The organism is Burkholderia sp. Nafp2/4-1b, from assembly GCF_003635165.1.
Taxonomy (GTDB): domain Bacteria; phylum Pseudomonadota; class Gammaproteobacteria; order Burkholderiales; family Burkholderiaceae; genus Burkholderia.
In genome coordinates, this window is the sequence record NZ_ML058621.1 from 29,084 (window position 1) to 42,390 (window position 13,307).

Consider the following 13,307-nt stretch of genomic DNA (forward strand, 5'->3'; position numbering starts at 1 on the left):
CGCTCAGTTCCGCGAGATGTCGTTCAGCGCCGCCTCGAGTTCGGCGTCGCTCAGGCGTTCGAGCGGCAGCGCCAGCAGTTGCAGCATCCGGTAGCCGAGCGCCTCGCGCGTCAGTTCGAACGCGAGCCGCTTGCCCGCATCGCCGCCCAATGCGTTCGACGGATCGGCGTAACCCCAATGCACGTTCACCGGACTGCCGGGCCAGTACGGGCACGTCTCCGCGGCCGCGCTGTCGCATACCGTGATCACGATGCGCATTTCCGGCGCACCGTCACCGATGAATTCGTCCCAGCTTTTGCTGCGGTAGCCGGTGACGTCGACGCCGGCGCCGGTCAGCGCGTCCAGCGCGAACGGGTTGAGCCGGCCGCTCGGCGCGCTGCCTGCGCTGAACGCGCGCACGTCGCGGCCCAGTTTGCGGGCCCAGTGGTTCAGCATTCCCTCGGCAAGCACGCTGCGCGCGGAATTGTGGGTGCAGAGAATCAGGACGTTGGTGGTCATCGGCAAGCGCGCAAACGGAGGTTCAGGGCTGGTCGGAACAGGCAGGCGAACAGGCCGAAACCGGCGAGCACGGATTGCCGCCGCAGCAGTTCTCGGTGAGATAGCCGATGAGCCCGTTCATCGTCGCGAAGTTCGCGCAATAGATCACGAAGCGGCCTTCCTGGCGGCTCGTAACGAGCTGTGCATGCGCCAGTTCCTTCAGATGAAACGACAACGACGACGGCGGCACGTCGAGCAGCGTCGCAATTTGGCCGGCGGGCAACCCCGATGGGCCGGCCTGCACGAGCGCGCGAAACACGGCAAGGCGCGATTCGTGCGCGAGGGCCGCAAGCGCGGTGACGGTCTGATTCGTTTCCATGATTCGATATTATTCGAAATATAGAAGCGTAGGCAATAACTTCGCTCCGCGAGTGGGGCCAGTGACGTCCGCCCTCACCGTGCTGGCCCAAGGTCAAATCGCGGGATGCGCGCCAAGATTCGTTCGCTGCTCCCGGTTGGGTAGCGCGACGGTCAACGCGGCGCCATGACGCGCAGCACCGGGCGCCCGCCCACATTCTTCAACGGAAAGTACGAACGATGCGTGTCGGGGTCGATCGCGACCACGTGAGCATTCGGCCCGACGACGCCCTCCCCGATCCTGGCCACCTTTGAGCCGTCGACACTGAAGACTGAAACGACGCCGGCTTCACCGGCCACATAAATTCTGTTCAGCGCCGGGTCGAGCGCGAGGACATCCGGATCCTTGCCGATATCGAACGACTGGACGACCTGCCGCGCGACCATATCGAAAACGAGCAGCTTGTCGTTGCCCTGACACGCGACGAACGCGAGGCGATCTTTCGAATCGATCAGCAGTCCGTGATTGTGGTCGGCACCCGTCAATGCGAACCGCCCGACGATCCGATCGTTCGCCGGATCGATTTCGACGAGTTCGTTGCGCGTCTGTACGTTGACGAAGATGTGCCGCGACTCGGGATCGTATTGCGTGTTGCCGACCTCGCCGCCGAGCGGAATCGTCGCGACACGCTGGTTGTTTCGAACATCGACGACGGTCTCGGTCTTGCCTGTCTCGTCCGATACGTAGAGCTTGTGCACGGTCGGTGCATAGGCAATGCCGTCCGGATACCGTCCGCCTGGCATCCGCGCGACGATCTTCAGGGTCGTTTCGTCGATGGCGACGAGCTCGTCCGTTCCCGTCGCAGATGCATAGACACGCGACAGCTCCGGAATCGCAAGCACGCCATGCACGGACGAGATGCCCGGAACGCGTGCGACCACGCGCGATGCATGTGTGTCGACGACGTTCACCTCGCCGTCGCCAAGATGCGCAATGAACAGCAGGTGGCGGCCGGGATCGTAGCTTTCGTAGTCGAGCCGGGTCGTTCGCCCGGGCAGCGGAATATCGGCGACGTGCGTCAGCGGCAAATGATTCATGCCTATTTGCGCGGCGGTTGGCCGAGCAGCGGGCACAAACGCGCCGGCGATCGAGGACAGCACCAGAATCGCGAGGTAACTTACGACGCCGGGGTTCAGGCGCCGCGCGATCGCGCGCACCAATCTGTCGCGAACCGGCATTGGCGGACCGTCCTTTCACATGGGTTGACAGGAAGCGCGCACCTTCGTTTCGATGCGTCGCTTTGCCGGGTCCCTCGCTTCCGTGTTCTTTGACCGTGGCCGCATTTATCGCGCCCGGTCGTCGTCCGGTTTGATGTGTCGAAAAGCAGCCAGCAGCGACAGGTCATAGGCGATCTTCAGCGCACCGCATGCGATCAGCGGCGCGCCGAGCCAGCCGAGGCTGAACAGGCCGCCGGCCAAAGTTGGCGCGACCGCGGCCGCGAGGCTGCGCGGGACAGCCGTGAAGCTGGCGGCTGCCGGCCGCTCCGCCGGCGTGACGACCGCCATCACGTACGCGGTGCGCGTCGGTACATCCATTTGCGAAAGCGCGCTGCGCGCCAGCAGCAGCGCCAGGGTCAGCGGCAATGACGGCGCGAATGCGGCGCCGATCAGGCAGACGCTCGACGGGATATGCGTGAACACCATCGTGTTCAGCAGGCCGATCCTGCACGATAGCGGCGCCGCCGCAAGCTGCGAGGCCGCCGACAGCAGTCCCGCCCAGAAGAAGAACTGACCGGCAGCGGCGATCGAGAGCCCGAAGCGCTGCATCAACCACAGCGACAACAGCGAGTTGACGACGAGGCCGCCCGCGAACGCGTCGATGCTGAACAGCATCGCAAGCCGCATGACGATCGGGCGTGACGGACCGAGCGGAGGCGTTGCCTTCGCCGCGTGCGCATCCGGGCGCGGCAATCGTCGATACAGCATGCAAACGGCGCCGCCCGTCACTGCATAGAACAGAAACATGCAGCGCATCGCGCCGAGCGCCGTGATTCCGGTGTGCGATGCGACCCAGATCGGCAGGCCTGCCGCGAGGGCGCCGACCGCTGCCGATACGGCCCCGACGAGGCTGTATCGCGCAAACAGCGCAGTGCGGGCGTCACCTCCAGCTGCCTGCGCCAGACGCGACTGTTCGAGCGGCAAAAACAGGCTGACGTCACCCGAACTCGGATTGAGCGTGCCGGTAAACGCGATGACGAGCAGCGGCCACAACGAAGAGAAACTCGCGAAGCCGATGCCTGTTGTTGCCATCAGCACCGCCGCCAGCGTCAACATGCGCCGTTGCGTGAAACGGCTCGCGAGCATGCCGACCGCGATCGTCGCGATGGCCGACCCGGCCAACGTCGTCGTGCTGATCAAACCGACGTCCAGTTGCGAGAATCCGAGCGACAGCAGATACGCCGGCAGCAACACGGCAATGAATCCGTCGCAGAACCCGCGCATGCCGCGGCTGGCAAGAATAAGCCCCGCTGCCGGATCGGTGCCTGCCGGCAGCAAGCGACCGGCGAACGACGACGCGGGCCGATTGCTACGCGCGTGTATCACGCTGGCACCACGCGTAGAGTGCGTCGTACATCGCCATGCCGTATCGGAGTTGTTCGTGGTCGTCGGCGAAGTTGGCGGAAAGGCCGATCGAGATCGCGTACAGGCCGGCGGCTTCCGGTGCGAGATCGAGGCGGCCAGTATCTGCGCCGCGCACGATCCGCGCGAGTTTGCGCAGCGCCGGGTTGTCGAGCCGATACTTGTCGAGAAACGCATCGAAGCTGCACCGCTCGCCGTGGTGGCCGAACTCGACGCCCGGCACGTCGTACGGAGTCGCGCCCGTTTCGTTGGCCAGTCGCATGACCTCCGCGCCCGGCACGTAGAGAAATTCAGGCGTCTTGTCGATAAACCGGGCAATCAGCCACGGGCAGGCGATGCGATCGATCTTCGGCCGTTCCCGCGTAATCCATTTCATGGCGTTTCTCCTGTCGAGCGAAGCGATACGGCGACACCGCTGCACGGTGGACCGTCGTGTTCCGCGCCCACACCGGATCGAATGTCGTTCGATGCGTGTCGACCGGCCGCCCGGCCACGCGAATCATTGGTGCAGCAACGGATAGGCCACCAGCCCGAACAGCGCTGCCGCCGTGACGACGACCGGCTCCTGCAGCTTCTTGAAGCGCCACAGCAGCAACACGGTTGCAATGGCCAGCATCGCGGTAGGAACGTCGACGATCGAGCGTTTCGCAATGACGAGCACGGAGCCCGTGATCGCGCCGACTGCCGCTGCCGTGATGCCGTCGACGAACGCCTTGACGCCCGGCAGGTGACCGTACTTCTTCACGTACGGCGCGGGAATCACGGTGAACAGGTAGCACGGTAAAAACGTGCCGAGCGCGGCGACGATCGCGCCGGGCAGCCCCGCGACCAGATAGCCGATGAAGCCGACGGTGATCACGACCGGACCGGGAGTGATCATCGCGACCGCGACCGCATCGACGAACTGCTTGTCGTTGAGCCAGTGATGCTCGGTGACGACGCCGCCGTACAGGAACGGCACGATCGCGAGCCCCGAGCCGAACACGAACGCCCCCGCCTTCATGAAGAACACGCCGATCTGCACGAGCTGCGGCAGGTCGATGCCGCTCAGCAGGCCGCTGGCCGCCGGCAGATTCGCGCCGGCCAGCGCATTCAAACCGCCCCTGTTCAGCCATTTGGGCGGCGCGCGCCACAGCCAGCCGATCAGCCCGGCGGCGATGAAGAGCCACGCGATCTCGGATTCGGTCACGAACGTGACGATCGCCAGCGCGAGGAAGATCGCCCAGAGCAGCTTGTCGTTGCCGACGGTTTTCGTCGTGAGCTTGTACGCGCTCATCGCGATGATGCCGACCACCGCAGCCCCGACGCCATAGAAAACCGCCTGCATCCACGACAGCCCGCCGAAGTGCGAGTACGCGAACCCGAGCGCGAGCACCATCAGGAACGATGGCAACACGAATGCGAATCCGACGAGCGTCGCGCCGAGGAGCCGATAGTGAACGAATCCCAGATAGATCGCGAGTTGGGCAGCCATCGGCCCGGGCGCGAGCTGCGCGAGCGTGATGCCTTCCTTGTAGTCCGCTTCCGTGATCCATCCTCGCTGATCGACGAGATCGCGGCGCATGTAGCCGGCGAGGGCAACGGGGCCGCCAAAGCCCAGCGCGCCGAGCCTCAGCATATAGCGGACCAGCTGGCCCAGCGAGTAGCTCGGCGCGTTTGTTGCCATCGTCGGGGTCATGACCGCCTCCTGGTTTCGCTCTGTGCATTCGACGCGAAATGCGCATAGAGCGACTCGAGCACTGCGCCCATCTGTTCCAGCAATTGATCGTCGTTTTCCGTGCGATGCCGCGTGCCCGCCATCACGGCCTCGAAGCCGATCGCTTCGGGCACGGCGGGGCCGCCTACATCGAGCGAATGCACGATCTCCCCGAGCCGTGCCAGTGCGTGATCCTTCTCGAGCCCGAAACTGGCCAGCAACACCTCGAACGTCACGCGCTCGCCGACGTGAGTAAATGCGGCGCCGTCGAAATCGAAGCCCAGCGCGTCGGCGGGGCAATCGTCGGGCGATGCGAGCCAGACGAACCGCGCGCGGGTGTCGATGAAGCGGCGGATCAGCCATGCGCTGGCGACGCGATCGACCCACATGCGCTGGCGCGTGGCCCAGGTGCGGCCCTGATACTCGTCGATCGCGAGCGGGCGGATGGCGCGCTCGGCAGCATGCGGCTCACCCGGCGACAGCACGGTGTCGACCAGCGCGATGAAATCCTGCAGCGCGACTTCGGCGCGGGTGGCCGCATCGCCCGGGAAGTAGTCGATTGCGCGGATCGTGTCGAAATCCTTGCGCACGCGGCGAAGCAGGCGGCCGAGTTCCGTCGCGGACTGCCCGGCGAGCGTCTTGCGGTCCTCCGCCAGCGTCTGCGTGAAAGCGGCGTAGTCGTCGCCGCGATCGAAGAGTGCGCGGAATTCCCGTTCCTGCGATGCGTCGGCACTCGGCGCGCGCAACAGATGCGCGGTGCCGCCACTTTCGGCGATCGCGGCTGCGAGCTCGCGCAGCATCTCCTCGTGCTCTGCGGTGCAGGGCAACAGATAGACGCCATCGCGCAGCACCGCGCAGCCCTTCGCCTTCAGCGCGCGCCAGAACCGCATGCGGGCAGTCGCGTTCTGGGTGGGGAGGGTAAGGATCAGCAGTGACCACGTCGAGATAGCGTTCATGTAGCGAATGCTACTCATATGTTATGCATTCTACAAGTGAACTTGTGGCGAGCCCGCTCGCCGCGTCGCTCGCCCGGGCGATCCGGCGAAGCGGGGCCGCCCGGAAATGCCCTGGTGCTACGACGTCACGCCGTGCTCGATTTCAAATTCCTGAAGCGGTTCTTGTCGTCGAACGGGTAGTCGATGCCGAACACGCCGCGGGCGAGATCGGAACGGAGGTTTTCCGCCTGTCGCGTCGGACCCGAACAATCCGGCGCGTGGGCGCTGTCGCTCGGCTTTATCGACAATCGATACCAGCCGCGCATGCCCGCGCGAAAATACGCGATCACGGAAGCTATGCAAAAATCTTTCGTCTTGTAATCGCATAACAACAGCCATGTCCGACACGCTGCAGCACGAACATGCAGCGGCAGATCACGCCATGCGCAACTGGACCTTCGAGAGGCAGGGTCCGGTCGGGATCGGTTCCGATGCGCACAGGCAGATGTTCTGTCGCATGCTGCTCGACACGCACAATCCGTACAAACCGGCGGTCATCGACTGGCCGCCGCTCAAGCCCGACGAACTCAGGCGGCTCACGTCGCTGCCCATCTGGGACATCGCCGTGCAAACCGAAGGCCGCGCGTCGATCCGCGTCGCCACCTTTGCCGCGACCGTCGCCGATCCGCTGCTGCGCCGCGCGCTCGAGATGGACGGCGGCGAGGAGGCGCGGCACAAGGTCGTGCTGTCGAAGCTGGTCGAGGCCTACGGCATCAAGCTCGCCCCCGAACCGGCGTATCCCGCGCCGCAGGACCCCGAGTGGTCGTGGCTGATGACCGGCTTCAGCGAGTGCATCGACAGCTTCTTCGCATTCGGCCTCTTTCGCTCCGCGCAGCGCTCCGGTTATTTCCCGGCCGAACTCGTCGATACCTTCGAACCCGTGATCCAGGAGGAAGGCCGCCACATCCTGTTCTTCGCGAACTGGTACGCATGGCACTGGCGCAATTTGCCGTGGTGGCGCCGGCCGTGGTTCTTCGCGCGCGTCGCGGCCGTGTGGGTGGTCCTGATTCGCGACCGCATCGGCATCGCGCGCGGCATCGACACCGACGGCGTCGCGCGCGACGCGAACTTCCCGGCGACAGGCACCGCGGACATCGGAGAATCGCTGGATCCACGCGAACTGATCGAGCTGTGTCTCACCGAGAACGACCGACGGATGGCCGGCTACGACAAACGGCTGCTGCGCCCGATGTTCGTGCCGCGCATGGCGCGCCTCGCGCTGCGATTCATGCGGAAATAACGCGGCGGCGCCGGTCGGCGAGTTGCGGGCGTCGCATGATGTGAGTCGCGCGCGATGTCACGCCGGCCGGCGCGTACGCGCTCTCGGCCTCCCATGCCTGCGCGAGGCCGCGCGCATCCCCTCGCCTCGCGGGTTTCCAACTTCGTCGCCAGGTCGGAGCATTACGGCGATGGCCTCGCATTTCGGGCTCGCCGCCTCTCCTCAAGCTTCCTCGCTTTTTGCGTTCCTGCCACGTCTTGTTGGGCACCCCGTCACCGCCGCAGTGACCCAAGTTGCAACCCTCTCCCGCAGAGGCGATCTGGCGCCTCCATTAATCGGGCCGTAACGCACCATATGGAATAGCGCCACTCGGACCGATTCGAAACGAGATCCCACATCCACGGGTGATCGGCTGTAGCAATTTTTTACAACTTCGTGAACCTGGTGGTCGCGGGATGCCCGTCCCACGGGCCAGGGCGGCCGGTTCGATGCGCAGATCGGCATACCTCAATGTTTCATCTTTCGCGTCAGTTTGATTCTCCGGATAGTAAATAAATGGCACTAAAATCAAAGCCAAATCCATAATTAACAAATTAAAAGAAAAATCCGAATCGCGCGAATTAGCATCCCGAGAATCATTACAAATTAGAAAGGCAGCGTTCGCGCGCAAACGTTTGCCATTTCATTTGTCTTACTTTTGACTTGAGGAAATGTGCGGAAGGCTACACAACTGCATAGTAAGTCATTGATTTATAATGCGTATTTACGCAGTTACGAGAGGCGACGAGCCAAACGTCACGTGTTCTCGATATTTCCAACTCTGTTACACACCAACGCGTCAAAACATGATGCATTAACCATCTTTTAACTTTCCAAACACTCAATTTTTCACTGTTTGTCAATCTTAAAATAGCGCCTCCAATAAACTCCGCCCATCAATTTTGAGATTCGCGCGAGCGCACGGCAGATTCATCTAACGAAATAGACCGGTGTGTGACGTGCTTATTTGGAGCTAGCTGGACATGAACCGCACATACCGCTCGATCTGGAACGAAGCCCTTGGCGCCTGGGTCGCGGCATCCGAACACGATTCGGCACGGGGCAAGCCGAACAAGTCAGTCGTTGCTGCCGCAGTACTGGTCGCCGTCGCAATGCTGCCGTCGCTCGCCAGCGCCAATACCTTCGTTCCAGGCACGACGAACGGGAGCCAATTCACCGTGTCGTCGTGTACGTCGAGCGGCACCAACGGCACCGTCGGCCGAACGACCACAGGCAACACCAATGCCTATCCCGTCGACGGATCCGGCACTTACTCGACGGTTGCGGGCTGCAACTCGAGCGGCAACAACAATCTCGCGGCCACGGTGTATGGTGCGTTCGCGCAAGTGACCGGCAACGGTGGTACGGCGACGGGCTTTCTGTCATCTGCTGCGCTGTGGGGCACGTCCGCCGGCCTCGAGTCGACCGCCAGCGGCACGGGTTCGACCGCGCTCGGCTTCGGGGCAACGGCCAACGCATTGAATTCGGTCGCGATCGGCGGTGCAGCCGGTAATGGCACCACCCCGCTTTCCTATGCGAACTCGACCATCGCTTCGGGTGCCGGCGCGGTCGCAATCGGCAGCAACGCAACGAAGGGGGCACAAGCCGCCGCATCGGACGGCATCGCGATCGGCGGGCAATCGTCCGTCGCGTCGACCGCCACGTCGGGTATCGCGATCGGCCTCGCGTCGACCGCGAACGTCGCCAACTCGGTCGCACTGGGCAGCAACTCGGTGACGAATGGAACGGCGGGCAGCACGACCGGCGGCACGGGCACGGTCAGCAGCACCACCATCGGCAGCCAGACCTTCGGTACGTACGCAGGCGCCAGCTCGCCGGGCGGCGTGGTGAGTGTCGGCGCCGTCAACGCCGAGCGACGCATCCAGAACGTCGGCGCGGGCCTGGTCAGCGCGACGAGCACGGATGCCATCAACGGCAGCCAGCTTTATGCGGTCGCCAGCACGACGACGTCCAGCATCGCCAGCCTGTCGACTTCGACCTCGACGGGGCTGTCGTCGGCCAACAGCTCGATTTCGTCGTTGTCCACGTCGACTTCGACCGGTATCAATTCGTTGTCCACCGGTCTGAGCGCGACCAATAGTTCGGTCACGTCGCTTTCGTCGTCCACGTCGACCGGCTTGTCGTCGGCCAACAGCTCGATCTCGTCGCTGTCCACGTCGACCTCGACGGGCATCAATTCGTTGTCGACGGGTCTTAGCTCGACAAAGAGTTCTGTGACTTCGCTTTCGTCGTCCACGTCGACCGGGCTGTCGTCGGCCAACAGCTCGATCACGTCGCTTTCCACGTCGGCATCGACGGGTGTCAGTTCGCTGTCGACTGGCCTGAGCACGACCAATAGCTCGGTTACGTCGCTGTCCACGTCGGCTTCCACGGGCATCAGCTCGCTGTCGACGGGGCTCAGCTCGACCAATAGCTCGGTTACGTCGCTCTCGTCGTCGACCTCGACAGGTCTCTCGTCGGCTAACAGCTCGATCACGTCACTGTCCACGTCGACTTCGACGGGCATCAACTCGCTGTCGACGGGGCTCAGCTCGACGAACAGCTCGGTTACGTCGCTTTCGTCCTCGACCTCGACCGGTCTCTCGTCGGCTAACAGCTCGATCACTTCGCTTTCCACGTCGACCTCGACGGGTCTGTCGTCGGCCAACAGCTCGATCACTTCGCTTTCCACGTCGACCTCGACGGGTCTGTCGTCGGCCAACAGCTCGATCACGTCGCTGTCCACGTCGACTTCCACGGGCATCAACTCGCTGTCCACCGGCCTGAGCTCGACCAACAGCTCGGTGGCTTCGCTCTCGACCTCCACGTCGACAGGTCTCTCGTCGGCGAACAGCTCGATCGGCTCGCTCTCGACGTCGACGTCGACCGGCTTGTCGTCGGCAACCAGTTCAATCACTTCGCTGTCCACGTCGACTTCGACGGGTATCAATTCGTTGTCGACGGGCGTCAGCTCGACCAACAGCTCCGTGGCTTCGCTGTCGACCTCCACGTCGACGGGTCTCTCGTCAGCGAACAGCTCGATCACGTCACTTTCCACGTCGACTTCGACGGGCATCAACTCGCTGTCGACCGGCCTGAGCTCGACCAACAGCTCGGTGACGTCGCTTTCGTCCTCGACCTCGACGGGTCTCTCGTCGGCTAACAGCTCGGTCGCCTCGCTTTCCACGTCGACTTCGACGGGGATCAACTCGTTGTCCACCGGCCTGAGCTCGACCAATAGTTCGGTCGCGTCGCTCTCGTCGTCGACCTCGACGGGTCTCTCGTCGGCCAACAGCTCGATCACTTCCCTTTCCACGTCGACTTCCACGGGCATCAACTCGCTGTCCACCGGCTTGAGCTCGACCAATAGTTCGGTCGCGTCGCTCTCGTCCTCGACCTCGACGGGTCTCTCGTCGGCTAACAGCTCGATCACGTCGCTCTCCACGTCGACTTCCACGGGCATCAACTCGCTGTCGACCGGCCTCAGTTCGACCAATAGTTCGGTTACCTCCCTCTCGTCCTCGACGTCGACGGGCCTCTCGTCGGCGAACAGTTCGATCACGTCACTGTCCACGTCGGCTTCCACGGGCATCAGCTCACTGTCGACGGGGCTCAGCTCGACGAATAGTTCGGTGACGTCGCTCTCGTCGTCGACCTCGACCGGCCTCTCGTCGGCTAACAGCTCCATCGGCTCGCTGTCCACCGGTCTCAGCACGGTCGCGACCAAGACCGACAATCTCGGCAGCAGCACGGCCTCCGCCCTCGGCGGCGGCGCGAAGTACGATCCGACGACTGGAACGGTTTCGGCTCCGGCGTACACCACGTACAACGCGAACGGCACGACGTCGACCGCCAACAGTGTCGGCTCGGCGATCGACAGCATCAACAGCCAGGGCATCAAGTACTTCCATGCCAATTCGACGGCAGCGGACAGCCAGGCGCTCGGCACGGACTCGGTCGCGATCGGTCCGAACGCCATCGCCAACCACACCGGCGACGTCGCCCTGGGCAGCGGCTCCGTCACCGCAGCGCCGAATGCAACGCCGACGGGTACCCTCGGCGGTGTGACGAGCACGTTCGCGGGCGGCAATCCGAGTAGCGTGGTGAGCGTCGGCGACGCGGCCAACGGCATCACGCGTCAGATCACCAACGTCGCGGCAGGCCAAATCACGGCAAGCAGCACGGACGCGATCAACGGCTCCCAGCTCTTCGCGACCAATTCGGCGGTGAACTCGCTGTCGACGACGGTGTCGTCGTCCAGCAGCGCAATCTCGTCGCTGTCGACCGGCATCACTTCGTTGTCGACGGGGCTCAGCTCGACCAATAGCTCGGTGACGTCGCTTTCGTCGTCGACCTCGACGGGTCTGTCGTCGGCTAATAGCTCGATCACGTCGCTGTCCACGTCGACTTCGACGGGCATCAATTCGTTGTCGACTGGCCTCAGCTCGACCAACAGCTCCGTGGCTTCGCTGTCGACCTCCACGTCGACAGGTCTCTCGTCGGCGAACAGCTCGATCGGCTCGCTCTCGACTGGCCTCAGCTCGACCGACAGCTCGGTGGCTTCGCTGTCGACCTCCACGTCGACCGGCCTGTCGTCGGCAAGCAGCTCGATCTCGTCGCTGTCCACGTCGACTTCAACCGGCATCAACTCGTTGTCGACGGGCCTCAGCTCGACTGACAGCTCGGTCGCTTCGCTCTCGACCTCCACGTCGACCGGCCTCTCGTCGGCGACCAGCTCGATCGGTTCGCTTTCGACCTCGACCTCGACCGGCCTTTCGTCGGCAACCAGCTCGATCTCGTCGCTGTCCACGTCGACTTCGACTGGCATCAATTCGCTGTCGACGGGCCTCAGCTCGACCGACAGCTCGGTGGCCTCGCTCTCGACTTCCACGTCGACGGGCCTTTCGTCGGCGACCAGCTCGATCGGTTCGCTTTCGACCTCGACCTCCACCGGTCTGTCGTCGGCCAACAGCTCGATCACGTCGTTGTCCACGTCGACCTCGACCGGTATCAACTCGTTGTCCACCGGCCTCAGCTCGACTGACAGCTCGGTCGCTTCGCTCTCGACCTCCACGTCGACGGGCCTTTCGTCGGCGACCAGCTCGATCGGTTCGCTCTCGACCTCGACCTCCACCGGTCTGTCGTCGGCCAACAGCTCGATCACCTCGCTGTCCACGTCGACATCGACCGGTATCAACTCGTTGTCGACGGGCCTCAGCTCGACCGACAGCTCGGTGGCCTCGCTCTCGACTTCCACGTCGACGGGCCTTTCGTCGGCGGCCAGCTCGATCGGGTCGCTCTCGACCTCTACCTCCACCGGTCTGTCGTCGGCCAACAGCTCGATCACCTCGTTGTCCACGTCGACCTCGACCGGTATCAACTCGTTGTCGACGGGCCTCAGCTCGACTGACAGCTCGGTCGCTTCGCTGTCGACCTCGACGTCGACGGGCCTGTCGTCGGCGACCAGCTCGATCTCGTCGCTGTCCACGTCGACTTCGACCGGCATCAATTCGCTGTCGACTGGCCTCAGCTCGACCGACAGCTCGGTGGTTTCGCTGTCGACCTCCACGTCGACCGGCCTTTCATCGGCGACCAGCTCGATCAGTTCGCTGTCCACCTCGACCTCGACCGGCATCAACTCGCTATCCACCGGCCTCAGCTCGACCGACAGCTCGGTGGCTTCGCTCTCGACTTCCACGTCGACAGGTCTCTCCTCGGCGACCAGCTCGATCAGTTCGCTGTCCACCTCGACCTCGACCGGCATCAACTCGTTGTCGACGGGCCTCAGCTCGACTGACAGCTCGGTCGCTTCGCTCTCGACCTCCACGTCGACCGGCCTCTCGTCGGCGACCAGCTCGATCGGTTCGCTTTCGACCTCGACCTC

10 protein-coding genes are annotated in these 13,307 nt (G+C 63.7%); 2 read left to right on the forward strand and 8 right to left on the reverse strand.

The genetic code is table 11. The features are described 5' to 3' along the window. Positions 1 to 3: 3 nt before the first annotated feature. From C7H84_RS28780 to C7H84_RS28815, 8 genes are all read right to left on the reverse strand, one after another. Complete coding sequence (locus C7H84_RS28780; RefSeq protein WP_121861972.1) at positions 4 to 498, reverse strand: arsenate reductase ArsC; 495 nt, start codon at positions 496 to 498, stop codon at positions 4 to 6. 22 nt (positions 499 to 520) lie between these two features. Then, a complete protein-coding gene (locus C7H84_RS28785) occupies positions 521 to 856 on the reverse strand; it encodes a metalloregulator ArsR/SmtB family transcription factor (RefSeq protein WP_121861973.1) in 336 nt (111 codons plus the stop codon). 152 nt (positions 857 to 1,008) lie between these two features. After that, entirely contained in the window at positions 1,009 to 2,073 is a 1,065-nt protein-coding gene (locus tag C7H84_RS28790) for a YncE family protein (RefSeq protein ID WP_121861974.1), read from the reverse strand. 105 nt (positions 2,074 to 2,178) lie between these two features. Further along, complete coding sequence (locus tag C7H84_RS28795) at positions 2,179 to 3,336, reverse strand: MFS transporter (protein WP_240462124.1); 1,158 nt, start codon at positions 3,334 to 3,336, stop codon at positions 2,179 to 2,181. Positions 3,337 to 3,421: 85 nt separating this feature from the next. Beyond that, positions 3,422 to 3,850: a chromate resistance protein ChrB domain-containing protein gene (locus C7H84_RS28800; protein ID WP_121861975.1), complete on the reverse strand. Its 429-nt coding sequence runs from the start codon at positions 3,848 to 3,850 to the stop codon at positions 3,422 to 3,424. Between the two features lie 123 nt (positions 3,851 to 3,973). Beyond that, entirely contained in the window at positions 3,974 to 5,152 is a 1,179-nt protein-coding gene (locus tag C7H84_RS28805) for a chromate transporter (protein WP_121861976.1), read from the reverse strand. Beyond that, positions 5,149 to 6,126, reverse strand: coding sequence for a chromate resistance protein ChrB domain-containing protein (locus C7H84_RS28810; RefSeq protein ID WP_162999394.1), 978 nt, complete (start codon positions 6,124 to 6,126; stop codon positions 5,149 to 5,151). Before C7H84_RS28810 ends, C7H84_RS28805 begins: the two co-directional genes overlap by 4 nt. A 125-nt stretch (positions 6,127 to 6,251) precedes the next feature. Beyond that, the gene (locus tag C7H84_RS28815) at positions 6,252 to 6,497 is read right to left on the reverse strand and encodes a hypothetical protein (RefSeq protein WP_162999395.1); all 246 of its coding nucleotides are present in this window, start codon (positions 6,495 to 6,497) and stop codon (positions 6,252 to 6,254) included. 5 nt (positions 6,498 to 6,502) lie between these two features. Between C7H84_RS28815 and C7H84_RS28820 the strand changes: the two genes are divergently transcribed. After that, positions 6,503 to 7,405, forward strand: a complete 903-nt coding sequence (locus tag C7H84_RS28820; RefSeq protein ID WP_121861979.1) for a ferritin-like domain-containing protein — start codon at positions 6,503 to 6,505, stop codon at positions 7,403 to 7,405. Between the two features lie 1,001 nt (positions 7,406 to 8,406). Continuing rightward, on the forward strand, positions 8,407 to 13,307 hold a 4,901-nt coding region (locus C7H84_RS28825; RefSeq protein ID WP_276208417.1), incomplete at its 3' end, for an ESPR domain-containing protein.

What these genes read in the sequence shown, in the direction of transcription:
- C7H84_RS28780 (WP_121861972.1), bottom strand. Translation starts at nt 498, where the DNA reads ATGACCACCAACGTCCTGATTCTCTGCACCCACAATTCCGCGCGCAGC.
- C7H84_RS28785 (WP_121861973.1), bottom strand. Translation starts at nt 856, where the DNA reads ATGGAAACGAATCAGACCGTCACCGCGCTTGCGGCCCTCGCGCACGAA.
- C7H84_RS28790 (WP_121861974.1), bottom strand. Translation starts at nt 2,073, where the DNA reads ATGCCGGTTCGCGACAGATTGGTGCGCGCGATCGCGCGGCGCCTGAAC.
- C7H84_RS28795 (WP_240462124.1), bottom strand. Translation starts at nt 3,336, where the DNA reads ATGCGCGGGTTCTGCGACGGATTCATTGCCGTGTTGCTGCCGGCGTAT.
- C7H84_RS28800 (WP_121861975.1), bottom strand. Translation starts at nt 3,850, where the DNA reads ATGAAATGGATTACGCGGGAACGGCCGAAGATCGATCGCATCGCCTGC.
- C7H84_RS28805 (WP_121861976.1), bottom strand. Translation starts at nt 5,152, where the DNA reads ATGACCCCGACGATGGCAACAAACGCGCCGAGCTACTCGCTGGGCCAG.
- C7H84_RS28810 (WP_162999394.1), bottom strand. Translation starts at nt 6,126, where the DNA reads ATGAACGCTATCTCGACGTGGTCACTGCTGATCCTTACCCTCCCCACC.
- C7H84_RS28820 (WP_121861979.1), top strand. Translation starts at nt 6,503, where the DNA reads ATGTCCGACACGCTGCAGCACGAACATGCAGCGGCAGATCACGCCATG.